Here is a 22,264-nt window from a genome sequence, read left to right on the forward strand (position 1 = left end):
CCGGAGGGACGGTCGTTGTCGCGGCGGAAGCCGCCACGGTCGTTGTCACGGTCGCGGTTGAACGACGGACGGTCGTTGTCCCGACGGAAACCACCGGAGGGACGGTCGTTGTCGCGGCGGAAGCCGCCACGGTCGTTGTCACGGTCGCGGTTGAACGACGGACGGTCGTTGTCCCGACGGAAACCACCGGACGGGCGGTCGTTGTCCCGGCGGAAGCCGCCACGGTCGCCACCACGGTCGTTGTCCCGGCGGAAGCCGCCGCGGTCGTTGTCACGGCGCTCGTAGCCACCGCGGTCGTCGCGGCGGTCGAAGTCGCGGCGCTCCTCGCGGACCGGCTCGGCCGCGACGGCGGCGATGGCCTCGGCCAGCTCGGCCTCGGCGGCCTCGGTCACCTCGGCGACCGCGGCCTCCGGGTCCTCGCCGCGCTCACGGGCGGCGCGGGCCACCAGGCGGTCGGCCTCCTCGCGGAGCTCGACGGCGCGGCGCTGCAGGCGCTCCAGCTGCTTGGTGAGGTCGGCGACCTCGCGCTCGGCCTGCTTGGCCGAGTTGTTCGCGGAGTCGGCCTGGACCTCGGTCAGCGAGCGGGCGCCGGTGATCTCGGCGACCTCGGGGTCGAACGCGCCCGCCCCGCCGACGATGTGGCGCGAGGCGTCGACGCCCGCGTCCTCCATCAGCCGGAAGATCTGGCGGCGCTGGTGCGGCAGGGCCAGGGAGACCACGACACCGGAGCGGCCGGCGCGGGCGGTGCGGCCCGAGCGGTGCAGGTAGTCCTTGTGGTCGCCGGCCGGGTCCACGTTCAGGACCAGGTCGATGCCGTCGACGTGGATGCCTCGGGCGGCGACGTCGGTGGCGACGAGCGCGTTGACGTAGCCGTCCTTGAAGTCCGCCAGGGTCCGGGTACGGGCGCCCTGGGTCATGCCGCCGTGCAGCGCGTCGGCCTTCACACCGGCGTCGCGGAGCTGCTCGGCGATGCGGTCGGCGCCCAGCTGGGTGCGGACGAAGATGATGGTGCGGCCCTTGCGGGCGGCGATGGCCGCGGTGACCGGGGCCTTGTCCTTCGGCTTCACGACCAGGACGTGGTGGGTCATGGTGGTGACGGCGCCGGCGGACGGGTCGACCTCGTGGGTGACCGGGTTCACCAGGTAGCGCTTGACCAGGCTGTCGATCTCGTTCTCCAGGGTGGCGGAGAACAGCAGGCGCTGGCCGCCGACCGGGACCTGGTCGAGCAGCTCGGTGACCTCGGGCAGGAAGCCCAGGTCGGCCATCTGGTCGGCCTCGTCGAGGACGGCGATCTGGACCTGCTCCAGGGAGCAGGCGCCTCGGTTGATGATGTCGCGCAGCCGGCCGGGGGTGGCGACGAGGATGTCGACGCCGCGCTCCAGCGCGTAGATCTGGTTGCCCATGGACGTACCGCCGCAGACGACCTTCATCTTGAGGCCGAGCACGTCGCCGTAGGGCTGGAGGGCGTCCGCGACCTGCATCGCGAGCTCGCGGGTCGGGGTGAGGATGACGCCGCGGGGCTTCTTCTTCTCGGTGTGGCCGTCCGCCAGGGTGGCGAGCAGCGGCAGACCGAAGGAGAGGGTCTTGCCGGAGCCGGTGCGGCCACGGCCCAGGATGTCCTTGCCGGCCAGGGCGTCCGGGATGGTCGCGGCCTGGATCGGGAACGGGGTGGTGACACCGTTCTGCGCGAGCTTGCGCACGACGCCCTCGGGGAGACCGAGGTCACCGAAGGTGATCTCGGGGGCGGCCTCGGCCTCGGGGGCCTCGGCGGCGTCGTCGCCGTCGGTGGTGTCGGTGAGCTCGTCCGCCTCGACGGCGACGGTGACGTCCTCGGCCGTCACGGCCTCGGCGACGGTCTCGTCGTTCTCGTTCTCGGGCAGGACGGCGTGATCAGAACTGAAAATGGACATGCGAAATGCGAAACCTTCCGGAGTCTCGGCACGCGCCCGTCAACTCCGTGTTTCGCACTACGGACCGCCTCAATGCGGTCAGCCACGGCAAGGGAGAGTACGCGCCAGTCACGGCGCTCTTCGGTCGTGGCGCCGGGCAAATGGGATCAAACGATCTACCACCATACGCACTCCCCCCCACCCAAGGCAAACCGATCTCCGTCACACCGGCCTGGCCTGCGGCGATGCCTCCGGTTCGGAGAGCTCACCGGGGCCGTCCGCGGCCCTCATGGCACCCATGTGGGTGTCCGCCCCGGGGGTGGTCGAGGGCGTCTCGCTGACGGTCGGCTCGGAGGTCGGCTCCGGCGGGGCGGTGCTCGGCTCCGTGGTCGGCGCCGGCGGCGAGGGGTCGACCGGCGGGGTGGTCTCGCCGCCCGGCGCCCCCGAGCCGCCGCCCGCGCCGCCACCGGGCCCGCCCGTCCCGCCGCCCGGCGGCTGCGGCGGCTTCGACTGCCCGCCCGGACCCGCGGGGCCCGCGCCGCCCGGCTTGCCCGAGGCGCTCGGGGAGCCGCTTGGCACCGGCGCGTCCTTGCCCGCGCCGTCCGCGTCCGGCCCGCTCCGGCCCGTACGGTCGAAGCCGCCCCCGCCGTGACCGTCGGACAGCCCGCTGTCCTCCCCGGCACCGGCCGCCGCGCCCCGCTTTCCCACGGAGCTGCTGGGGGTCGGCTTCGCGCCGTCGTCGCTGACACTCATACAGCCGCTGAGACCCGCGCAGGCGGCGACCGCCAACGCGGTGGCGGCCCAACGCACCGGGGTGGGCAAATGGCGCACGGAGGCACCTCCAGGACATGACGGGCGGGAAAGGGGCGCCGACCGAGCCGATCGAACGCATTGCCCTGCCCAACTCCTCGGGCGCCGCAAGGGACACGCCCCCGCCCGGTCCGGCTCAGCCGTAACCCAGCGCGTGCAGCCGCTCGTCGTCGATGCCGAAGTGGTGGGCGATCTCGTGGACCACGGTGATCTCCGTCTCCGCGACGACGTCCTCGTGCGACTCGCACATCCGCAGGGTCGGCCCCCGGTAGATCGTGATCCGGTCCGGGAGCACGCCGGCGTACCACTCGCCCCGGTCGGTCAGGGGCGTCCCCTCGTAGAGCCCGAGGAGCTCGGGATCGTCGGGCGACGGCTCGTCCTCCACGAACACGGCGACGTTGTCCATCAGCCGCGTCAGCTCGGGCGGGATGCGGTCCAGGGCTTCGGCGACGAGCTCCTCGAACTCCTCGCGCGTCATCTCCAGCACGGGCCCATTCTCCCCCCGGGGGAAACCGTTTTGGCGATACCGCCTGCCATCCCATATGCTTCTCACGTCCCCGACGCGCTGGAAAGCGCCCAGGTGGGCCCTTAGCCCTCATCGTCTAGTGGCCCAGGACGCCGCCCTTTCAAGGCGGTAGCACGGGTTCGAATCCCGTTGGGGGCACGCACAATCCTGTGCGAGACTAGTTCTCGCACAACATATGGCTCTGTGGAGCAGTTGGTTAGCTCGCCACCCTGTCAAGGTGGAGGTCGCGGGTTCAAGTCCCGTCAGAGTCGCTGAGGCTGGAAACAGTCTCGTGGCTGGGTAGCTCAGTTGGTACGAGCGATCGCCTGAAAAGCGATAGGTCGCCGGTTCGACCCCGGCCCCAGCCACAAAGAGAGAAGGCCCCGTTCGAGAGAACGGGGCCTTCTTCGTGTGCCCCCTCCCAGCCGGTCGCGCGGTACGGGGAGGAGGGCGGCGGCCTCCTCCCCGTACCCGCCCGCTACGTCTCCTCGCGCCGACGGCCCCGCAGCGCCCTGGCGCCGAGGACCGCCGCCACCACGGCCGGCACCGCGACCAGCAGCGCCCAGTCCGGGACCGCGCGGCCCAGCGCGCCGACCCGCTCCTCCACGGCGAAGGAGTCGTCCACCGACAGCAGGCCCGGCAGCGCGGTCGTCCCGTCGAAGACCAGGAACAGCGTGCCGAGCGCGATGAAGAACAGGCCCGACAGCAGCGAGGTCGAGTGCAGCTCCAGGCGCCCCAGCCGGATCGGGCGGCCGCGCAGCCAGCGCCGCCGGCCCAGGTCGTAGCGGTTCCACAGCAGGGCCAGCACGAAGAGCGGCACCGCCATCCCCAGCGCGTACACCGCCAGCAGCAGGCCGCCGTAGACCGGGCTGCCGCTGAGCGCGGCCACGGTCAGGACGCTGCCCAGGATGGGGCCCGCGCAGAAGCCGGCCAGGCCGTAGACCAGGCCCAGGGCGTAGACCGAGAACGCGGTCGTCGGGCGGATCCGGCCGCTCGCCTCGCTCAGCCGGCGCGACGCGAAGCCCAGGCCCAGGATCTGCGCCACGCCGAGCGCGATGATCAGCCAGCCGCCGACGGCCACCAGCAGGTCCCGGTGGCCGTAGAAGAGGCGTCCCGCGAAGGAGCCGGCCGCGCCGAGCGGGACCAGGGTGGTGGCCAGGCCCGCGTAGAAGACGCCGGTGCGGGCGACCAGGCGGGCCCGGCCGTCGACCGAGTACGCGAAGAAGGCCGGGAGCAGCAGGGCGCTGCACGGGCTCAGCAGGGCGAGCAGCCCGCCGAGGAAGGCCGCGAAGTAGCCGATGCCGGAGGTCACCGGCCGGACTCCGACGGCGCGGGGGCCGACCGGTCGGGCGCCGGCTTCTTCTTCGCCGCCGCCTTCGCCGCCGCGTCGATGGCGTCGGTGAAGGCCTCCATCGGCTGGGCGCCCGCGATCGGGCGGCCGTTCACCAGGAAGGAGGGGGTGGAGGTGGCGCCCAGCGAGTAGCCCTGCTCCTGGTCCTCGCGGACCGCCGCCTTGGCCGCCTCGCCGTCCGTGTCGCGGGTGAAGCGGGCCAGGTCCGGGACGCCGGCCTCCTTCGCGAGGACGGCCAGACGCTCCTTGCCGAAGCCCTTCTCCTTGGCGCCCTCCGCGTACGCGGCCTTGTGGAACTCCCAGAAACGGTCCTGCTGCCCGGCCGCCCAGGAGGCGCGGGCCACGGCCTCCGACTCCTCGCCGAAGATCGGGAAGTTGCGCCACTCGATGCGCAGCACGCCCTTGTCCACGTACCGCTCGATCAGCTCGGGCTCGGTGTCGCGGGCGAACTTGCCGCAGTAGCCGCACTTGAAGTCGGCGTACTCGATCAGGACCACGGGCGCGTCGGCCCGGCCCAGGGCGAGCTTGTCGGCGGCGTCCCGGCGGGCGTACGCCTCCAGCTCCGGATAGACGCCCTCGGACGGGTCGACGGAGACCTCGGCGGCCGCGGACGGGGCCGAGGGCCCGGACGGCTTGGTGGCGGCGTACGAGGCGACGCCGAGCAGCGTGGCGGCCAGCACCACACCGCTGACGATCATGACGGGCTTGGACTTGGGCATGTCGAAGTGCTCCTGAGGAGGGAGGGGTACGAGGGACGGGCGGCGTGGAGGGGTGCCGGCCGTCCAGGGCCTGTCCGACGCTTCGCGTCGGGTCAGGTCCTAAACCCTCAGGACCGACAGCTCCACCGGCGAGGGCGGCGCGAGCGCGGGCGGCCCGCGGCCCCGGGTCGCCTCCGCCGGGCCCTCGTCCACGGCCCACTCCGCTCCCCCGCACCGGGCGTGCAGCAGCGCGGGCAGCAGCTCCCCGAAGGCGTGCGTCCGGGGCGGTACGACGGGGCCCGCGGCCCCCTCGTCGACCGGGTGGCCCGGATCGCAGCCGGGCGCGAGGGCCCCGGCGGTCACCGGTCCGGGCGCGGACGGGGCCGTGGGCGTGATGTCGCCGCGGACCACGAGTCCCAGCACCAGCGCCGCCAGCGCGGCGAGGGCCGCGAGCGCGCGTGCCGTGCGGGACATGCGGGGGCCTTTCGTGGGCGGTGCGGGACGGTGCCGGTGGGTGTGTCCCGAAATATTACGCAGGAGCCCGGCGCCGCCCTCGTAAATCGGTTCGCCGCTTCTCGGCCGCAGGTGCGATCCTGGATCCCGTATGTCTACTTCCTTCGCCGCCCTCCAGTCCGTCCTGGCCGAGGTCTCGCTGCGGGACTCCCACCGGCTCGGCCGCCGTCTCGAAGGCGCCCGCCGCATCCGCAAGCCCGAGGCCCGCGAGGCCGTCCTGGACGAGATCGCCGCCGAGGCCGGCAAGGCCAAGGAGCGGGTCGACGCCCGCGCCGCGCGCGTGCCCGCGGTCACGTATCCGGAACAGCTGCCCGTCTCGCAGAAGAAAGACGAGATCCTGGAGGCGATACGCGACCACCAGGTCGTGATCGTCGCCGGTGAGACCGGCTCCGGCAAGACCACGCAGATCCCGAAGATCTGCCTGGAGCTCGGCCGGGGCGTCCGGGGCATGATCGGGCACACCCAGCCCCGCCGGATCGCCGCCCGCACGGTCGCCGAGCGCGTCGCGGAGGAGCTCCGCACCCCGCTGGGCGAGGCGGTCGGCTGGAAGGTGCGCTTCACCGACCAGGTGAACCCCGAGGGCACCTTCGTGAAGCTGATGACCGACGGCATCCTGCTCGCCGAGATCCAGACGGACCGCGAGCTGCGCGCCTACGACACGATCATCATCGACGAGGCCCACGAGCGGTCCCTCAACATCGACTTCCTGCTCGGCTACCTGGCCCAGCTGCTGCCGAAGCGCCCCGACCTCAAGGTCGTCATCACCTCCGCGACCATCGACCCCGAGCGCTTCTCCCGCCACTTCGGCGAGGCGCCGATCGTCGAGGTCAGCGGGCGCACGTACCCGGTCGAGGTGCGCTACCGGCCGCTCCTGGAGGAGGACTCGGAGGAGTCGGACCGCGACCAGATCACGGCGATCTGCGACGCGGTCGACGAGCTCCAGGCCGAGGGCCCCGGCGACATCCTGGTCTTCCTCTCCGGCGAGCGCGAGATCCGCGACACCGCCGACGCGCTCACCAAGAAGCGGCTGCGGAACACCGAGGTCCTCCCCCTCTACGCGCGCCTGTCCCACGCCGAGCAGCACCGGGTCTTCCAGGCGCACTCCGGCCGCCGGATCGTCCTCGCGACCAACGTGGCCGAGACCTCCCTGACCGTCCCCGGCATCAAGTACGTGATCGACCCGGGCACCGCCCGCATCTCGCGCTACTCGCACCGCACCAAGGTGCAGCGGCTGCCGATCGAGCCGGTCAGCCAGGCCAGCGCCAACCAGCGCAAGGGCCGCTGCGGGCGCACCAGCGACGGCATCTGCGTCCGGCTGTACTCCGAGGACGACTTCCTCACCCGGCCGGAGTTCACGGACGCCGAGATCCTGCGGACCAACCTGGCCTCCGTCATCCTCCAGATGACCGCGGCCGGCCTCGGCGAGATCGAGAAGTTCCCCTTCATCGACCCGCCGGACCACCGCAACATCCGGGACGGCGTGCAGCTCCTCCAGGAGCTGGGCGCGCTGGAGCCGGACGGGAAGTCCCCCCACGGGGGGAGGAAGGGGCAGCGGCTCACCGAGCAGGGGCGCAAGCTGTCCCAGCTCCCCGTGGACCCGCGGCTCGCCCGGATGGTCCTGGAGGCCGACCGGAACGGCTGCGTCCGCGAGGTGATGGTGATCGCCGCCGCGCTCTCCATCCAGGACCCGCGCGAGCGGCCGGCCGAGAAGCAGGCGCAGGCCGACCAGCAGCACGCCCGCTTCAAGGACGAGACGAGCGACTTCCTCGCCTTCCTCAACCTGTGGCGCTACGTGCGCGAGCAGCAGAAGGAGCGCGGCTCCAGCTCCTTCCGCCGGATGTGCAAGCAGGAGTACCTGAACTTCCTGCGGATCCGCGAGTGGCAGGACATCTACGCCCAGCTGCGGACGGTGGCCAAGCAGATGGGGATGCAGGTCGAGGAGCCCTCGGCGGACGCCGCCCCGCCGGAGCAGTCCGTCCACGTCTCCCTGCTGTCCGGGCTGCTCTCGCACATCGGCCTGAAGGACGTGAAGGAGTCCAAGGACGGCGGCAGCGGCGGCGGCCGGGACGGGAAGCGGGAGGGGTCCCGGGGCGAGTACGTGGGCGCCCGCAACGCCAAGTTCGCGATCTTCCCCGGTTCCGCGCTCTTCAAGAAGCAGCCGCGCCTCGTCATGTCCGCCGAGCTGGTGGAGACCTCGCGGCTGTGGGCGCGGGTGAACGCGCGCATCGAGCCCGAGTGGATCGAGCCGCTGGCCCAGCACCTGGTGAAGAAGACGTACAGCGAGCCGCACTGGGAGAAGGACCAGGCCGCGGTCATGGCCTTCGAGAAGGTGACGCTGTACGGCGTGCCGATCGTCGCCGACCGCAAGGTGAACTACGGCCGGATCGACCCCGAGGTCTCCCGCGAGCTGTTCATCCGCAACGCGCTGGTCGAGGGCGACTGGCGCACCCACCACAAGTTCTTCGCCGACAACCGCAAGCTGCTCACCGAGGTCGAGGAGCTGGAGCACCGGGCCCGGCGCCGGGACATCCTGGTCGACGACGAGACGCTCTTCGACTTCTACGACAAGCGGGTGCCCGAGCACGTCGTCTCGGGCGCGCACTTCGACTCGTGGTGGAAGCACAAGCGCCACGAGGAGCCGGAGTTCCTCGACTTCGAGCGCGAGATGCTCATCAACGAGAAGGCGGGAGCGGTCACCAAGGACGACTACCCGGACTCGTGGCGGCAGGGCGCGCTCAAGTTCCGGGTGACGTACCAGTTCGAGCCGGGTGCGGACGCGGACGGCGTGACCGTGCACGTGCCGCTCCAGGTGCTGAACCAGGTGACCGACGAGGGCTTCGAGTGGCAGATCCCGGGGCTGCGCGAGGAGGTCGTCACGGAGCTGATCCGGTCCCTCCCCAAGCCGATCCGCCGCCACTACGTGCCGGCGCCGAACTTCGCGAGCCGCTTCCTGGACGCGGTCGTGCCCGTCCAGGAGCCGCTGACGGCGGCGCTGGCCCGCGAGCTCCAGCGGATGGTCGGCGTCCCGCTGACCGCCGAGGACTTCGACTGGGCGAAGCTCCCCGAGCACTTGAAGATCACCTTCCGGATCGTCGACGAGCGGCGCCGCAAGCTGGCCGAGGACAAGGACCTGGAGGCGCTGAAGCTGAAGCTGCGCCCCAAGGCCCGTCAGGCGCTCTCCAAGGCCGCCGCGGCGGCGACGGGCGGCCCGGACGGCTCCGGGCCCTCCCTGGAGCGCTCAGGGCTCAGGGAGTGGACGATCGGGACGCTCACGAAGGTCTTCGAGACCCGGCGGGCCGGCCAGCCGGTGAAGGCGTACCCGGCGCTCGTCGACGAGGGCGACAGCGTGGCCGTACGGCTCTTCGACACGGAGGCCGAGCAGCAGCTCGCGATGTGGCGGGGCACCCGGAAGCTGATCATGCTGAACATCCCGGTGAATCCGGCGAAGTTCGCCTCGGACCGGCTGACCAACCAGCAGAAGCTCGCCCTGTCGGCGAATCCGCACGGCTCGGTGCAGGCGCTCTTCGAGGACTGCGCGACCGCGGCGGCCGACAAGCTGATCGCGGACCACGGCGGTCCCGCCTGGGACGAGGAGTCCTTCCGGAAGCTCTACGACAAGGTCCGCACGGACCTCGTGGACCTGACCGTACGGACCGTGGGCCAGGTGCAGCAGGTGCTGGCCGCCTGGCAGGCCTGTGAGCGGCGCCTGAAGGCCACCACGAGCCCCGCGCTGCTGCCCAACCTCAAGGACGTCAGGGACCAGCTCTCCTGGCTCATGCCGGCCGGTTTCGTGACCCGTACGGGCCTGAAGCGGCTGCCGGACCTCATGCGCTACCTGGTGGCGGTGGACCGGCGGCTCCAGCAGATGCCGACGGGCGTGCAGCGGGACACCACCCGCATGGAGAAGGTCCACGAGATGCTCGACGAGTACGCCTGGCTGCTCGAACAGCTCCCGAAGGGCCGGCCGGTGCCGGCCCAGGTCACGGACATCCGCTGGATGATCGAGGAGCTGCGGGTCAGCTACTTCGCGCACGCCCTGGGGACCGCGCATCCGGTCTCCGACAAGCGGATCGTGAAGGCGATCGACGCGGCGGTGCCGTAGCCCGTTCGGCGGGCGCGCCGAGCGGGTTCGACCAGACCGCTGACCTGCTGTACAGTCTTCTTCGCAGCCACTGAAAAGCGGCCGCGAAGGCTCTGTGGAGCAGTTGGTTAGCTCGCCACCCTGTCAAGGTGGAGGTCGCGGGTTCAAGTCCCGTCAGAGTCGCCAGTGAAGACCCGCACCGATCGGTGCGGGTCTTCTTGCGTTCCCGGCCCCGAAGGACCAAGGTCCCGCCAAGGGGTGACCAACGGCGCGTTGGTGACCCGCTCGAAGGTGGAAGGCTTGTTCTGTGGCAAGGGTCTGACGATGTGACGGGTGTCACTCAATCCGTTTTCGAAAGCGCTTCACTTACACCCTTCCTACATGCCTCGAATTTAATATGTGCAATTGCACGGCCCGGACGAGGCCGGCGGCGGGCACAAAAAAGATCGCGCTGGACCCGGCGGAGTCCAGCGCGATCGATGACGGAGAACCTGTTGGGGCAGGTGACGCGTCAGCAGAGCTTGGGGTGGGCGGACCGGGTTGGGGGACCCGGAGCGTGCCCGGTGGTGCGGGTGTTACGGGGTGTTGCTTGAATCGCGAGCGCCTCAGGCCTCGCTGCGCTGCTGCGGAATGCCCGCCAGCAGGGCGCGAACCTCGGCCTCGCGGTACCGGCGGTGCCCACCCAGGGTGCGGATGGACGTGAGCTTGCCCGCCTTCGCCCAACGGGTCACCGTCTTCGGGTCCACGCGGAACATCGTGGCAACCTCGGCGGGGGTCAGCAGCGGCTCGGCATCAGGGGTGCGAGCGGTCATGAGCGGCCTCCTCGGGAGAACCGAACCTTCTCGGTTCTTTCCTCTAAATTCTGCACCTTGACCCGCGTTGCCCGAAATGGCAGAAGCGGGCCGAGTCGGTTATAGGACGAACGGCTTGTCCTCGGCACTACAACTACACCATCCGTCCAGCCACGTCGGCCAAACCGATGGAATTGCCCTCGCAGGTGTTCATCAGCGGCGGAAGTCGATGGACCATGCCATAACGGACAGTCACGCCACTGTGACGATCAGTCACAGAGCGATCAGGAGTCCTCAGACCCCCCATAGAGTGCAATGTCGAGCATTCCGCCCTTACTTGGGCGGAAGGAACCCTCCCCGGACTCCTTGTCCTATTTTGGCACGAGGGTGGGTGATGGGCGCAAGGGTGCGGTAAGTGCTATCCGTCACCCTTGAGCCAAAGGCCCGGATCGGGACCTACGTCCTGCCCCATCCGACCCAACGACCCCACACGTACCTACCTAGGACCCGAACAAGCGTCCACCGATGAAGATCATCGACACCGGATGAACCCATTATGTCGATAACCGGGACAGTGGTCGGTTTCGAGTAGGTCACAAACCGGCCACGGGGCCGATTCGTGACGGATCCCGGCTCAGTTCGCGAACTGGAGATCCCGGACCGCCCGCCAGCGCTCGGCCAGCCGCCCGTACACCTCCCGCGCCAGCTCCTCGTCGCCGTCCCGCAGCGCCGCGATCCCCTCCGCCAGGTCCGCCGCCGTCCGGTCCGCCGCCATCGCCTCCGGCGCCAGCGCGTGCACCAGGCCCCCGTAGTCCAGCTCCACCACCGCCCTCGGGTGGAACTCCTCCAGCCAGCGCCCCACCTCGGTCAGACCCTCCGTCATGGCGCCCTCCTCGACGGCCCCCCGCAGCGTCCGCAGGGCCCGCGCCACCCGCCGCCGCGCCTGCGCCATCGGCGTCCGGTAGCGCAGCACCGCCGGGCGCTCCCGGTCCCCCGGCCCGTACTCCCGCTCCTCGTCCGCGAAGAGGGCGAACCAGCGCAGCGGCACGTGCCAGACCGCGCCCCGGATCCACGGCCGCGCGTCCGGATTCCGCTCCCGCCACCGCTCGTGCTCCGCCGTCACCCGCGCCCGCGTCTCCGGCGGCACCATCGCGTCCAGCACCGGCGCCGGCAGCGTCCCGCCCGCCAGCTCCTCCAGGGCCAGCAGGGCGCGCAGCCGGGTCCGCCAGGGGCAGACCAGGACCGTGCCGTCCACGGTCAGCACGAAGGCGTCCGCGCTCTCCCGCGCGGGCACCGGGACGGGCGGCACCCGCACCAAGTCCGCCAGCGAGCGGCGCAGTTCCCGCTGGGCGTCCGGGAGGTCCGTACGGGCCGCGTAGCGCGCCCAGTGGGCCCGCTCCGGCTCCGGGAACGCCTCCAGCGGCTCGTACACCCGCAGATAGGCGGCGTACGGGACCCGCACCGAGGACAGGGCGGACGAGTCCGTCATGTCGCAAATCCTTCCACGTAGGTACTCCTGAAGGGGTGATCCTCAGCACTGCGCCCCTGCTACGGCCAGGTAGGACTTACCCTCGTGCCGACCTGGTCCCACCCCCACCCACAGGGGGGACCTTCCGCCGCATCAGCTTGGGAGTCACCACCGTGACCGATGTGACCGGCGTTCCTGATGTACTGCACACCCTGTTCCACTCGGAGCAGGGCGGCCACGAACACGTCGTGCTGTGCCAGGACCGCGCCACCGGCCTCAAGGCCGTCATCGCCCTCCACAACACCGCCCTGGGCCCGGCCCTCGGGGGCACCCGCTTCTACCCGTACGCCACCGAGGCGGAGGCCGTCGCCGACGCGCTGAACCTCTCCCGCGGCATGTCGTACAAGAACGCCATGGCCGGGCTCGACCACGGCGGCGGCAAGGCCGTGATCATCGGCGACCCCGAGACGGTCAAGACCGAGGAACTCCTGCTCGCCTACGGGCGCTTCGTGGCCTCCCTCGGCGGCCGCTACGTGACGGCCTGCGACGTCGGCACCTACGTCGCCGACATGGACGTGGTGGCCCGCACCAACCGGTGGACCACCGGCCGCTCCCCCGAGAACGGCGGCGCCGGCGACTCCTCGGTCCTCACCGCCTTCGGCGTCTTCCAGGGCATGCGTGCCTCCGCGCAGGTCCTGTGGGGCGACCCGACCCTGCGGGGCCGCAAGGTCGGCGTGGCCGGCGTCGGCAAGGTCGGCCACTACCTGGTCGAGCACCTGGTCGCCGACGGGGCCGAGGTCGTCGTCACCGACGTCCGCGAGGAGTCGGTGCGCCGGATCACCGAGAAGTTCCCCCAGGTCTCCGTGGCCGCCGACACCGACGCGCTGATCCGCACCGAGGGCCTGGACGTCTACGCCCCCTGCGCGCTCGGCGGGGCGCTGAACGACACCACCGTGCCCGTGCTGACCGCGAAGATCGTCTGCGGCGCGGCCAACAACCAGCTCGCGCACCCGGGGGTCGAGAAGGACCTCTCCGAGCGCGGCATCCTCTACGCGCCCGACTACGTGGTCAACGCCGGTGGCGTGATCCAGGTCGCCGACGAGCTGCACGGCTTCGACTTCGACCGCTGCAAGGCCAAGGCGACGAGGATCTTCGACACCACCCTCGAAATCTTCGCACGTGCGAAGTCTGACGGAATTCCGCCGGCCGCCGCGGCCGACCGGATCGCCGAACAGCGCATGGCCGAGGCGCGCCGCGGCTGACGTGACGCCCCGACCGGCCCGCCGACGGAGAGCGTTCCCGGACACATTCGGGAGACTTCGCTCACGCCGATCGGCGGGTCGCCCCTCAAGAAGGGGTTAAAATCGCGACTGACCAGCGAGGACGGGGCGCCTCGGTGGTTCTGTACCGAGGTATGTGATGCGCGCGGCGTACCGTAGACCGACGGAAACAGGTACCGTTGAAGCCCTACGGACCGGTCTCTCATTCGAGAGTCCGTTCCGGATCATGAACGCGTGTCAAGACTCTGGGGTCGTCGAGCCCCGTCACCGAGGGGGTCGAGCCATGGGGCGCGGCCGGGCAAAGGCCAAGCAGACGAAGGTCGCCCGCCAGCTGAAGTACAGCAGCGGCGGGACTGACCTGTCGCGTCTGGCCAACGAGCTGGGCGCAACGACCTCGAACCAGCCGCCGAATGGCGAGCCGTTCGAGGACGACGACGAGGAAGACGACCCGTACGCGCAGTACGCGGATCTCTACAACACGGACGACGAGGACGAGGACGACGAGTCCGGTCCGGCGTCCACTCAGCGTCGCGCTTGACCTTCTGAACACCGCAACCCGGTCCGGGGTACCCCGGACCGGGTTGTGCGCTGTCCGGGTGCCGTAGCGGGCCGTCCTTCGGTGGAAACGACGAAGGGGTGCCCCCTGGGGAGGCACCCCTTCGTAGGTTTCTCTACTCGACTTCCCGCGCGGTCCTACTTCGCGTAGTCGCCGACCAGCTCGGCGCCGGTCTCCTTGTCGCCGCGCTCGGTGATCTCGCCGGCCACCCAGGACTCGACGCCCCGGTCGGCCAGCGTGGTGAGGGCGGCGTCCACCGACTCGGCGGGGACGACGGCCATCATGCCGACGCCCATGTTCAGGGTCTTCTCCAGCTCCAGGCGCTCGACCTGTCCGGCCTTGCCGACCAGGTCGAAGACCGCGCCGGGGGTCCAGGTCGAGCGGTCCACGGTGGCGTGCAGGCCGTCCGGGATCACCCGTGCCAGGTTGGCGGCCAGGCCGCCGCCCGTGATGTGGCTGAAGGCGTGCACCTCGGTGGTGCGGGTGAGCGCCAGGCAGTCCAGCGAGTAGATCTTGGTGGGCTCCAGGAGCTCCTCGCCGAGGGTCCGGCCGAACTCCTCGACCCGCTGGTCCAGGGTCATGCCGGCGCGGTCGAAGACCACGTGGCGGACGAGCGAGTACCCGTTGGAGTGAAGACCGGAGGAGGCCATCGCGATGACCGCGTCACCCGTACGGATGCGATCCGGGCCGAGCAGCAGGTCGTGCTCCACGACGCCCGTGCCGGCGCCGGCCACGTCGAAGTCGTCCGGGCCGAGGAGGCCCGGGTGCTCCGCCGTCTCGCCGCCGACCAGGGCGCAGCCGGCCAGGACGCAGCCCTCGGCGATGCCCTTGACGATGGCGGCGACCCGCTCGGGGTGCACCTTGCCGACGCAGATGTAGTCGGTCATGAAGAGCGGCTCGGCGCCGCAGACGACGATGTCGTCCATGACCATGGCGACCAGGTCGTGGCCGATGGTGTCGTACACGCCGAGCTGGCGGGCGATGTCGACCTTCGTGCCGACGCCGTCGGTCGCCGAGGCGAGCAGGGGGCGCTCGTAGCGCTTGAGGGCGGAGGCGTCGAAGAGCCCGGCGAAGCCGCCGAGGCCGCCGAGGACCTCGGGGCGCCGGGTCTTCTTGACCCACTCCTTCATGAGCTCGACGGCGCGGTCGCCCGCTTCGATGTCGACGCCCGCGCTCGCGTAGCTGGCACCGGTGGCCTGAGACATGGCTTCAGAACTTTCGTGTCGTACTGCGGGGTGCAGCGGGGTCTTACGGCGGTTACGGGCGACGGAGGGCGTCGGAGGCCGCGGTGGCGGCCGGGCCGGCGGCCAGCTCGGTCTCCAGGAGCTGCTTGCCGAGCAGCTCGGGGTCCGGGAGCTCCATCGGGTACTCGCCGTCGAAGCAGGCGCGGCAGAGGTTCGGCTTCTGGATCGTGGTCGCCTCGATCATCCCCTCCAGGGAGATGTACGAGAGCGAGTCCGCGCCCAGCGACTTGCCGATCTCCTCGACGGTCATCCCGTTGGCGATCAGCTCCGCGCGGGTGGCGAAGTCGATGCCGAAGAAGCAGGGCCACTTCACCGGCGGCGAGGAGATCCGGATGTGGACCTCGGCCGCGCCGGCCTCGCGGAGCATCCGGACCAGCGCGCGCTGGGTGTTGCCGCGGACGATCGAGTCGTCGACGACCACGAGCTTCTTCCCCTTGATGACTTCCTTGAGGGGGTTCAGCTTCAGCCGGATGCCCAGCTGGCGGATGGTCTGGGAGGGCTGGATGAAGGTCCGGCCGACGTAGGCGTTCTTGACCAGGCCGGCGCCGAACGGGATGCCGGAGGCCTCCGCGTAGCCGATGGCCGCCGGGGTGCCCGACTCCGGCGTCGCTATCACCAGGTCGGCCTCGACGGGGGCCTCCTTGGCGAGCTTGCGGCCCATCTCCACGCGGGAGAGGTACACGTTGCGCCCGGCGATGTCGGTGTCGGGGCGGGCCAGGTACACGTACTCGAAGACACAGCCCTTGGGCTTCGCTTCTGCGAAGCGCGAGGTGCGGATGCCGTTCTCGTCGATGGCGACGAGCTCGCCCGGCTCGACCTCGCGGACGAAGGTCGCGCCGCAGATGTCGAGGGCGGCGGACTCCGAGGCGACGACCCAGCCGCGCTCCAGCCGGCCGAGGACCAGCGGGCGGATGCCCTGCGGGTCACGGGCGGCGTAGAGCGTGTGCTCGTCCATGAAGACGAGGGAGAAGGCGCCCCGGACCTCGGGGAGGACCTTCGCGGCGGCCTGCTCGATGGTGAGCGGCTTGCCGTCCTCGTCCGACTGGCCCGCGAGGAGCGCGGTCACCAGATCGGTGTCGTTGGTGGCGGCGACCTGGGTGGACCGGCCCTCCCGCTTGGGGAGTTCGGCGACCATCTCGGCGAGCTTCGCCGTGTTCACCAGGTTGCCGTTGTGGCCGAGCGCGATCGAGCCGTGGGCGGTCGCCCGGAACGTCGGCTGCGCGTTCTCCCACACGGAGGCCCCGGTGGTCGAGTAGCGGGCGTGACCGACCGCGATATGACCTTGGAGGGAACCGAGAGAGGTCTCGTCGAAGACCTGGGACACGAGGCCCATGTCCTTGAAGACGAGGATCTGGGAGCCGTTGCTTACCGCGATTCCCGCGGATTCCTGACCCCGATGCTGGAGGGCGTAGAGCCCGAAGTACGTGAGCTTTGCGACCTCTTCACCCGGAGCCCAGACACCGAAGACGCCACACGCGTCCTGGGGGCCTTTCTCGCCGGGGAGCAGATCGTGATTGAGTCGACCGTCACCACGTGGCACGGCTCCGAGTGTAGGCGAGATCCCCGATCGGTCCGAACTCGCGAACGGGCCGTGGTAGGCCCCCCGCTCCACTCGTGCGATCGCACAAACTGATCCTTCGATCCTTGTCGGAGCCCACAAAGCAAGGGGCGTAAGGGTTACCAGCCGGTAGCCGACGGCGGGAGCCCGCCCGACGGGTGCCCGTACGGTACGGGGCGGACGGGCAGGATGTGACGGAGTCCACGGTGCGGGACGGTCGTTGACACCCCCGAGGCCCTCCGCCAGGCTTCCTGATCATGCAGCCTTCCCGTGACCGCTCGGTCACGCTCGTGGCGCGCCGGCACGTGGACCTGGTCCGTGTCGCGAGCGCGATCTGTCGCTGCGCCTGAACCTCCCCCTCGCCGCACCCCGCCTCCGGGAACCCCGCGCCTCCGGGCCCGTTCCCGCGCGCCCGCACGCGCCCCCTTCACTCCGCCTTCCCCACGGGAGACCCGTATGTCCTCGTCCCTGTCCCGTCGCGCCCTCGGCGGGGCGGCCCTCGGGAGCGCCGCCGCCGTCGCCCTCGGCACCCCGGCCGCCGCCCAGACCGGCGCCGCCCCGGACGCCGCCGTGGCGGAACGTCCCTTCCGGGCCGCCCCCGGACGCCACCCCAAGCGCCCCAACATCCTCTTCATCCTCGGCGACGACCTCGGCTGGGCCGACCTCTCCGCGTACGGCTCCCCGCACATCCGCACCCCGCACCTGGACCGGCTCGCCCGCCAGGGCGTCCGCTTCACCGACGCCTACTCCGGCTCCGCGACCTGCTCCCCCACCCGCTTCAGCCTCTACACCGGGCGCTACCCCGGCCGCACCGAGGGCGGGCTCGCCGAGCCCATCGCCGACGCGTCGGCCGGCCTCGACCCCACCCACCCCACGCTCGCCTCGCTGCTGCGCGGGGCCGGCTACGCCACCGCCCTCATCGGCAAGTGGCACTGCGGCTACCTGCCCGACTACTCCCCCACCCGGTCCGGCTGGGACGAGTTCTTCGGCAACTTCGGCGGCGCCCTGGAGTACTACTCCAAGCTGGGCCCCGGCGGCGAGTACGACCTGTACGAGGGCGACGCCGAGTACAAGGACCTGCGCTACTACACCCGGATCCTGACCGAGCGGGCGAGCGAGTACGTCTCCCGCGACCACGACCGGCCCTTCCTGCTCAACCTCAACTTCACGACCCCGCACTGGCCCTGGATAGCCGACGGCGACGAGGAGGCCGGCGCCGAGATCGTCCGCCGCGTCAAGGCCGGCGACCGGTCCGCCCTCTGGCACCAGGACGGCGGCTCGGTCGAGAAGTACAAGGAGATGGTCGAGGACCTCGACCGCTCCGTCGGGCAGGTGCTCGCCGCCCTGCGCCGGGCCGGCCGCGAGCGCGACACCCTCGTCTTCTTCGGCAGCGACAACGGCGGCGAGCGCTTCTCCTACAACTGGCCGCTCACCGGCAACAAGGGCTCCCTCCAGGAGGGCGGCATCCGCGTCCCGTCGATCCTGCGCTGGCCCGCCGCCATCGACGGCGGCCAGGTCAGCGACCTGCCCGTGTTCTCGCCCGACTGGACCGCGACCCTCCTGGAGATCGGCGGCGCCCGCCCGCACCCCGCCCACCCGCTGGACGGCACCAGCCTCGCCGGGCACCTGCTGCGCGGCCACGCGCCCGCCGAGCGCGACCTGTTCTGGCGGGTGCGCGGCGAGCGGGCGCTGCGCCGGGGCGACTGGAAGTACTACCGGGGCAAGAGCGGGCGCGACCAGCTCTTCCACCTCCGCGAGGACGCCCGCGAACAGGCCGACCGGGCGGCGGCGGAGCCGGCGCGGCTCGCCGCGCTGCGGGCCGCCTGGGAACGGGTGGACGCGGGGCTGCTGCCGTATCCGCGCTGATCCCGGGCCCGCCGCTCAGGGCGTCCGCGTCGCCGTCGGCGCCGCCGTCGCCGCCGTCGCCGTCGCCGTGAAGCCCTGGCCGTCCGAGGCCGTGACGGTCAGGGTGCGGTGCTCCAGCCGGTAGCGCAGCGGGCCGTCGAGGGCCTCGTACATCCTGGTCTCCAGGTCCATCTGCGGGCCCGTGCAGATCATCCGGGTGGTCGCGAGCGCGCCGAGGGTGATCGTCTTCGCCTTCGTGTCGATCTCCGCCGGGGCGGTGACCCTGTTGCAGCCGAGGCTGCCGGTGAGCCGCCCGTCCTTGCCGAAGGTCAGCACCGCCTTGCCCTCGGCGCCCGCCGGGAGGGAGGTAGCGGTCTTCCCGGAGAGCAGCGCGTCCACCGTCCACGCCGTGCCGGCCAGCGGGGCGTCGGGCTCGGCGGTCAGCTCCACGCCCCGGCGCCCGTCGGGCGAGGTCAGCGTGAGCGCCGTCCCCTTCAGCCCGCCCTTGAGCTCGCCGCTGAACGCCTTCAGGAACGCCGCCTCGAAGCGCGCCCGGTCGGCCGGGCAGCCCATCGCGGTGACCTCGCTCGGCGCGACGGTGAGGGAGTCGCCGGACACCGTGACGGCGGCGCCGAAGCCGTTGCAGCCGGTGGTGCCCCGGACCCGCCCGTCCGCCGTGAACGCCACCCGGGCCCCGGCCGGGGCCACCGACCGGGCGCCGTCGACCGTGACCGCGCCGACGGTCCAGTCGGTGCCCGCGACGGGCAGCGCGGGGGCGACGGTCCCCGCTCCGGGTTCCGCGCCCCGCTGCGTACCGCAGGCGGCGAGGAAGAGCAGCGGGACCAGGGCGGCGTACACGCGCGGCGTCTTCATGGGGGTGGGACGGGCGAGACCCCCGGACGGTTCCGGGGCCGCTGCCGTACGGGGTCCCCTCAGCCCATCAGCGGCAGCAGCCCCGCCAGGTCCGCCCGCTCCCCGCTCGCGCTCACCCGGGCCGCGTCCAGCTCGGCGGCCCACTCCGCGCGGCCGGTCGCCAGCCGGATCCAGGTCAGCGGGTCGGTCTCGACGACGTTCGGCGGGGTGCCCCGGGTGTGCCGGGGGCCCTCGACGCACTGCACCACCGCGTACGGCGGGACCCGCACCTCCACCGAGCCGCCCGGCGCCCTCGCCGCGAGCGTGTCCGCCAGCAGCCGGGTGCAGGCGGCGAGCGCCTGCCGGTCGTACGGGATCGCCGCCCCGGTCGCCGCGCTCAGGTCGTCGGTGTGGACGACCAGTTCGACGGTCCGGGTGACCAGGAAGTCCGCCAGGGTCATCGCCCCGAGGCTCACCGGCAGCAGCCGGGTGTCCGGCGCCGCCGCCACCGCCGTCGCGTACGCCGTCGCGGTCCGCTCGTACAGCCCGGCCAGGTCGTCGGTGCGAAGCTCCCGGGTGCGCTCGTCGATCCGCCCGGCCGCCGGGGCGGTCGCGGACGGCCAGTCGAGGAGGGCGAGTTCCCGCGCCGCCGGCTCCGGCGCCGCCAGCAGCTCGGCCACCGAGCCGACCATCCACGCGAGGTGCCCGGCCAGCTCCCGCACCGTCCACGTGCCCAGGCGCGTCGGCCCGTCGAGCGCCTCCGGCGGAAGCGCGAGGACCGCGTCCCGCACGTGCCCGAACTGGGCGGCGACGGCGGCGCGGGTCTTGGCGGAGTCGTAGGAGCGGACGCGCTGGGCGCGCTTCTTGGTGGGTGGCATGGCCCGAGGCTAACCGCGAGACTGGAAGGAAGGGACCAATCGCGAGCGAAAGCAGGCGAGGGGACCATGACCCATCACGAACACCCCGACGCCGCCCTGGTCCGCCGGGGCTACGAAGCGTTCGCCTCGGGTGACATGGAGACGCTGGCCGGGCTGATGACCAGCGACTGCACCCACCACGTACCCGGCGGGAGCCGGATCGCGGGGCACTACAAGGGCCGGGACAACGTCCTCGGCGGCTATTACGCGAAGCTCGCCGAGCTGACCGGCGGCACCTTCCGCGTCGAGCTCGGACACGTCTTCGTGGACGGGCGCGGACACGCCATGTCCGTCCACCGCTTCCACGCCGACCGCGGGGACCGAGGCATCGAGATGGACGGCGGCCTCTTCTTCACCCTGGTCGGCGGCAAGATCACCGACATCGACGAGTGCGTCGCCGACATCGTCGAGGCGGACTCCTTCTGGGGCCAGGAGGACGGCCGGTAACCGGGCCGCCGGTCCGGTGGCCGGTCAGGGGGCGTGGGGCGCGCGCTCCGGCGCGGTGAAGACCTCCCCGTTCGCCGGGACGCCGACCCCGTTCCAGGTGAAGGGGAGGCCCCGGGCGGTGTCCAGGTCGGGGCCGTCCATCAGCTGGAAGTGGACGTGCGGCTCGGAGGAGTTGCCCGAGTTGCCGCAGCGGGCGAGCTCCCGGCCCGCGTGGACCCGGTCGCCCGGCCGCACCGCGAGCGAGCCGCGCCGCAGGTGCGCGTACATCGCGTACGTACCGTCGCCGAGGTCGAGGACGAGGTGGTTGCCGGTGACCCGGCGCGCGCCCGCCAGGCTCCGGAACCCCGCCTCGACCAGCAGCATCAGGACCAGCGCGGGCAGCGAGCCGCGGCTGAGGTGGTCGCGCTGGCGGTCCTCGGCGCGCACGACGGTGCCGTCGGCGACCGCGAGGACGGGCGCGTCGAAGGCGGGGAAGTCCGCCGGGCGACGGAACACGGGCCACAGCCACGCGAACCCGGGCCGCTCCCCCTCCCCCGCCTCGCGCGTGATGTCGATCGCGTAGGTCTGGCCGAGGTGGTGGGTGCCGTGGCTGGGGGTGCGGTCGGCCGGGCTGTTCAGCGCCGACCAGCGGCCGGTCACCGGCGGGTCCACCGCGACCGGCGCGACGGTCCCGGCGGCCGCGAACCGCCTGCGGGCGCCCAGGGAGAGCCCGAGGCCGAGGGCCGCGGCGGCGATCGCGGGGAGCCAGCCCGCCGCGTACGGGTAGGGCGGCTCGACGAGGACCGAGCCGACGGCCTGGACGACGAACACCAGCCACAGCGCGCGGTGCAGGAGCAGCAGGGCCTTCCGGGACGACATGGGCTTCCCCCTGGGGTGCGTGGTCACGGGCGGGCGGCGGTGAGCGCGACGAGGAGCGGGACGACCCGGGCGGCCGGGACCTCGTGGCGTCCCCGGCCGGTGGTCTGGAGCCAGCCCGCGGCGGTCAGTTGGCGCAGGTGGTGGTAGATCTGCCCGGTCGTGCCGGTGTCGTCGAGCTCCGCCAGCTCGGCGGCGGTGCGCCGGCCGCCGAGGACCTCCCGCAGCAGCCGGAGCCGTACGGGATGGCCGAGCGCGGCGAACGAGTCGGCCGTCGCGGCCCAGTCCTCGTCGAGCAGCCGCTCGGCGAAGGCCCCGAACTGCCACTCGTACCGCTCCCGGGTGGGCAGCCGGACCGTGCCGGTGAACAGCACGGCGCCGCCCTCGCCCGCCGCCCCGGCCTCCGCGAGCTCCGCCTTGAGCCCTTCGAGGGCCCAGAACGTGCCGTCCACGCGCGCCGGCGCCGGGACCTCCGCGCCCTCCAGGGCGGCCATGCGTCGCTCCAGCTCGGCGACCCGCTCTTCCAGATCCATGACATGGAGATTACGTAATTACGTAATCTCTTCGCAAGGGTGAGCGAGGCAGGTATGGGCACGGCGGGGGC

At 71.9% G+C, this 22,264-nt stretch carries 20 protein-coding genes and 4 tRNA genes; 10 read left to right on the top strand and 14 right to left on the bottom strand.

Annotated features, from left to right (window positions below):
• From ACZ6J5_RS24265 to ACZ6J5_RS24275, 3 genes are all read right to left on the bottom strand, one after another.
• The coding region (locus tag ACZ6J5_RS24265) for a DEAD/DEAH box helicase (RefSeq protein ID WP_469394798.1) at window positions 1–1,910 on the bottom strand (1,910 nt) is incomplete at its 3' end.
• Window positions 1,911–2,111: 201 nt separating this feature from the next.
• Window positions 2,112–2,642, bottom strand: coding sequence for a hypothetical protein (locus ACZ6J5_RS24270; protein ID WP_469394800.1), 531 nt, complete (start codon window positions 2,640–2,642; stop codon window positions 2,112–2,114).
• Between the two features lie 193 nt (window positions 2,643–2,835).
• Window positions 2,836–3,186 (bottom strand): metallopeptidase family protein, encoded by a 351-nt coding sequence (locus tag ACZ6J5_RS24275; RefSeq protein ID WP_351657827.1) that lies wholly within the window; start codon window positions 3,184–3,186, stop codon window positions 2,836–2,838.
• 104 nt (window positions 3,187–3,290) lie between these two features.
• On the opposite strand from ACZ6J5_RS24275, the gene ACZ6J5_RS24280 reads away from it, so the two are divergent.
• From ACZ6J5_RS24280 to ACZ6J5_RS24290, 3 genes are all read left to right on the top strand, one after another.
• Window positions 3,291–3,363: transfer RNA gene (locus tag ACZ6J5_RS24280), tRNA-Glu, on the top strand.
• 39 nt (window positions 3,364–3,402) lie between these two features.
• Window positions 3,403–3,476, top strand: a tRNA-Asp gene (locus tag ACZ6J5_RS24285).
• A gap of 22 nt (window positions 3,477–3,498) precedes the next feature.
• A tRNA-Phe gene (locus ACZ6J5_RS24290) sits at window positions 3,499–3,572 on the top strand.
• 110 nt (window positions 3,573–3,682) lie between these two features.
• On the opposite strand, the gene ACZ6J5_RS24295 is transcribed toward ACZ6J5_RS24290, so the two are convergent.
• From ACZ6J5_RS24295 to ACZ6J5_RS24305, 3 genes are all read right to left on the bottom strand, one after another.
• Complete coding sequence (locus ACZ6J5_RS24295) at window positions 3,683–4,516, bottom strand: cytochrome c biogenesis CcdA family protein (RefSeq protein ID WP_469394802.1); 834 nt, start codon at window positions 4,514–4,516, stop codon at window positions 3,683–3,685.
• Window positions 4,513–5,274, bottom strand: a complete 762-nt coding sequence (locus ACZ6J5_RS24300; RefSeq protein WP_469394804.1) for a DsbA family protein — start codon at window positions 5,272–5,274, stop codon at window positions 4,513–4,515. Before ACZ6J5_RS24300 ends, ACZ6J5_RS24295 begins: the two co-directional genes overlap by 4 nt.
• 99 nt (window positions 5,275–5,373) lie before the next feature.
• Window positions 5,374–5,727 carry a hypothetical protein gene (locus tag ACZ6J5_RS24305; protein WP_469394806.1) on the bottom strand — a complete coding sequence of 118 codons (354 nt, stop codon included), beginning with the start codon at window positions 5,725–5,727 and terminating at the stop codon, window positions 5,374–5,376.
• Between the two features lie 130 nt (window positions 5,728–5,857).
• Here ACZ6J5_RS24305 and hrpA point away from each other — a divergent pair, with 130 nt between their 5' ends.
• Entirely contained in the window at window positions 5,858–9,868 is a 4,011-nt protein-coding gene (gene hrpA, locus ACZ6J5_RS24310) for an ATP-dependent RNA helicase HrpA (protein WP_469394808.1), read from the top strand.
• Between the two features lie 88 nt (window positions 9,869–9,956).
• A tRNA-Asp gene (locus ACZ6J5_RS24315) sits at window positions 9,957–10,033 on the top strand.
• 419 nt (window positions 10,034–10,452) lie between these two features.
• Here ACZ6J5_RS24315 and bldC read toward each other — a convergent pair.
• Window positions 10,453–10,659: a developmental transcriptional regulator BldC gene (bldC, locus tag ACZ6J5_RS24320; RefSeq protein WP_003949541.1), complete on the bottom strand. Its 207-nt coding sequence runs from the start codon at window positions 10,657–10,659 to the stop codon at window positions 10,453–10,455.
• 613 nt (window positions 10,660–11,272) lie between these two features.
• Entirely contained in the window at window positions 11,273–12,127 is an 855-nt protein-coding gene (locus ACZ6J5_RS24325) for a DUF8083 family protein (RefSeq protein ID WP_469394810.1), read from the bottom strand.
• A 152-nt stretch (window positions 12,128–12,279) separates the two neighbouring features.
• Between ACZ6J5_RS24325 and ACZ6J5_RS24330 the strand changes: the two genes are divergently transcribed.
• Window positions 12,280–13,368 carry a Leu/Phe/Val dehydrogenase gene (locus ACZ6J5_RS24330; protein ID WP_469394812.1) on the top strand — a complete coding sequence of 363 codons (1,089 nt, stop codon included), beginning with the start codon at window positions 12,280–12,282 and terminating at the stop codon, window positions 13,366–13,368.
• Between the two features lie 301 nt (window positions 13,369–13,669).
• Window positions 13,670–13,924, top strand: coding sequence for a DUF3073 domain-containing protein (locus ACZ6J5_RS24335; RefSeq protein WP_469394813.1), 255 nt, complete (start codon window positions 13,670–13,672; stop codon window positions 13,922–13,924).
• 155 nt (window positions 13,925–14,079) lie between these two features.
• On the opposite strand, the gene purM is transcribed toward ACZ6J5_RS24335, so the two are convergent.
• Both purM and purF read right to left on the bottom strand, forming a co-directional pair.
• Window positions 14,080–15,147: a phosphoribosylformylglycinamidine cyclo-ligase gene (gene purM / locus ACZ6J5_RS24340; RefSeq protein WP_469394815.1), complete on the bottom strand. Its 1,068-nt coding sequence runs from the start codon at window positions 15,145–15,147 to the stop codon at window positions 14,080–14,082.
• 52 nt (window positions 15,148–15,199) lie between these two features.
• Window positions 15,200–16,726: an amidophosphoribosyltransferase gene (purF, locus tag ACZ6J5_RS24345; protein WP_469394817.1), complete on the bottom strand. Its 1,527-nt coding sequence runs from the start codon at window positions 16,724–16,726 to the stop codon at window positions 15,200–15,202.
• A 275-nt stretch (window positions 16,727–17,001) separates the two neighbouring features.
• Between purF and ACZ6J5_RS24350 the strand changes: the two genes are divergently transcribed.
• Both ACZ6J5_RS24350 and ACZ6J5_RS24355 read left to right on the top strand, forming a co-directional pair.
• Window positions 17,002–17,094, top strand: a complete 93-nt coding sequence (locus ACZ6J5_RS24350) for a putative leader peptide (RefSeq protein ID WP_362467692.1) — start codon at window positions 17,002–17,004, stop codon at window positions 17,092–17,094.
• Window positions 17,095–17,200: 106 nt separating this feature from the next.
• The gene (locus ACZ6J5_RS24355; RefSeq protein WP_469394819.1) at window positions 17,201–18,610 is read left to right on the top strand and encodes a sulfatase family protein; all 1,410 of its coding nucleotides are present in this window, start codon (window positions 17,201–17,203) and stop codon (window positions 18,608–18,610) included.
• A 15-nt stretch (window positions 18,611–18,625) separates the two neighbouring features.
• On the opposite strand, the gene ACZ6J5_RS24360 is transcribed toward ACZ6J5_RS24355, so the two are convergent.
• Together ACZ6J5_RS24360 and ACZ6J5_RS24365 are read right to left on the bottom strand one after the other, a co-directional pair.
• Window positions 18,626–19,462: an META domain-containing protein gene (locus ACZ6J5_RS24360; RefSeq protein ID WP_469394821.1), complete on the bottom strand. Its 837-nt coding sequence runs from the start codon at window positions 19,460–19,462 to the stop codon at window positions 18,626–18,628.
• A 59-nt stretch (window positions 19,463–19,521) separates the two neighbouring features.
• Entirely contained in the window at window positions 19,522–20,319 is a 798-nt protein-coding gene (locus ACZ6J5_RS24365) for a maleylpyruvate isomerase family mycothiol-dependent enzyme (protein WP_469394823.1), read from the bottom strand.
• Between the two features lie 66 nt (window positions 20,320–20,385).
• Between ACZ6J5_RS24365 and ACZ6J5_RS24370 the strand changes: the two genes are divergently transcribed.
• Window positions 20,386–20,805 (top strand): nuclear transport factor 2 family protein, encoded by a 420-nt coding sequence (locus tag ACZ6J5_RS24370; protein ID WP_469394825.1) that lies wholly within the window; start codon window positions 20,386–20,388, stop codon window positions 20,803–20,805.
• A gap of 24 nt (window positions 20,806–20,829) precedes the next feature.
• On the opposite strand, the gene ACZ6J5_RS24375 is transcribed toward ACZ6J5_RS24370, so the two are convergent.
• Together ACZ6J5_RS24375 and ACZ6J5_RS24380 are read right to left on the bottom strand one after the other, a co-directional pair.
• Window positions 20,830–21,663, bottom strand: coding sequence for a M23 family metallopeptidase (locus ACZ6J5_RS24375; RefSeq protein ID WP_469394827.1), 834 nt, complete (start codon window positions 21,661–21,663; stop codon window positions 20,830–20,832).
• A gap of 23 nt (window positions 21,664–21,686) precedes the next feature.
• Complete coding sequence (locus tag ACZ6J5_RS24380; protein WP_469394829.1) at window positions 21,687–22,193, bottom strand: ArsR/SmtB family transcription factor; 507 nt, start codon at window positions 22,191–22,193, stop codon at window positions 21,687–21,689.
• Window positions 22,194–22,264 lie beyond the last annotated feature (71 nt).

Source organism: Streptomyces sp. NPDC042100 (assembly GCF_055582325.1).

Excerpts from the sequence above, each read along its gene's own strand:
- ACZ6J5_RS24370 (WP_469394825.1), top strand. The coding sequence starts at position 20,386 with ATGACCCATCACGAACACCCCGACGCCGCCCTGGTCCGCCGGGGCTAC.
- hrpA (WP_469394808.1), top strand. The coding sequence starts at position 5,858 with ATGTCTACTTCCTTCGCCGCCCTCCAGTCCGTCCTGGCCGAGGTCTCG.
- ACZ6J5_RS24335 (WP_469394813.1), top strand. The coding sequence starts at position 13,670 with ATGGGGCGCGGCCGGGCAAAGGCCAAGCAGACGAAGGTCGCCCGCCAG.
- ACZ6J5_RS24300 (WP_469394804.1), bottom strand. The coding sequence starts at position 5,274 with ATGCCCAAGTCCAAGCCCGTCATGATCGTCAGCGGTGTGGTGCTGGCC.
- ACZ6J5_RS24375 (WP_469394827.1), bottom strand. The coding sequence starts at position 21,663 with ATGTCGTCCCGGAAGGCCCTGCTGCTCCTGCACCGCGCGCTGTGGCTG.
- ACZ6J5_RS24325 (WP_469394810.1), bottom strand. The coding sequence starts at position 12,127 with ATGACGGACTCGTCCGCCCTGTCCTCGGTGCGGGTCCCGTACGCCGCC.
- purM (WP_469394815.1), bottom strand. The coding sequence starts at position 15,147 with ATGTCTCAGGCCACCGGTGCCAGCTACGCGAGCGCGGGCGTCGACATC.
- ACZ6J5_RS24305 (WP_469394806.1), bottom strand. The coding sequence starts at position 5,727 with ATGTCCCGCACGGCACGCGCGCTCGCGGCCCTCGCCGCGCTGGCGGCG.
- bldC (WP_003949541.1), bottom strand. The coding sequence starts at position 10,659 with ATGACCGCTCGCACCCCTGATGCCGAGCCGCTGCTGACCCCCGCCGAG.
- ACZ6J5_RS24360 (WP_469394821.1), bottom strand. The coding sequence starts at position 19,462 with ATGAAGACGCCGCGCGTGTACGCCGCCCTGGTCCCGCTGCTCTTCCTC.
- ACZ6J5_RS24350 (WP_362467692.1), top strand. The coding sequence starts at position 17,002 with ATGCAGCCTTCCCGTGACCGCTCGGTCACGCTCGTGGCGCGCCGGCAC.
- ACZ6J5_RS24380 (WP_469394829.1), bottom strand. The coding sequence starts at position 22,193 with ATGGATCTGGAAGAGCGGGTCGCCGAGCTGGAGCGACGCATGGCCGCC.
- ACZ6J5_RS24355 (WP_469394819.1), top strand. The coding sequence starts at position 17,201 with ATGTCCTCGTCCCTGTCCCGTCGCGCCCTCGGCGGGGCGGCCCTCGGG.
- ACZ6J5_RS24365 (WP_469394823.1), bottom strand. The coding sequence starts at position 20,319 with ATGCCACCCACCAAGAAGCGCGCCCAGCGCGTCCGCTCCTACGACTCC.
- ACZ6J5_RS24270 (WP_469394800.1), bottom strand. The coding sequence starts at position 2,642 with ATGAGTGTCAGCGACGACGGCGCGAAGCCGACCCCCAGCAGCTCCGTG.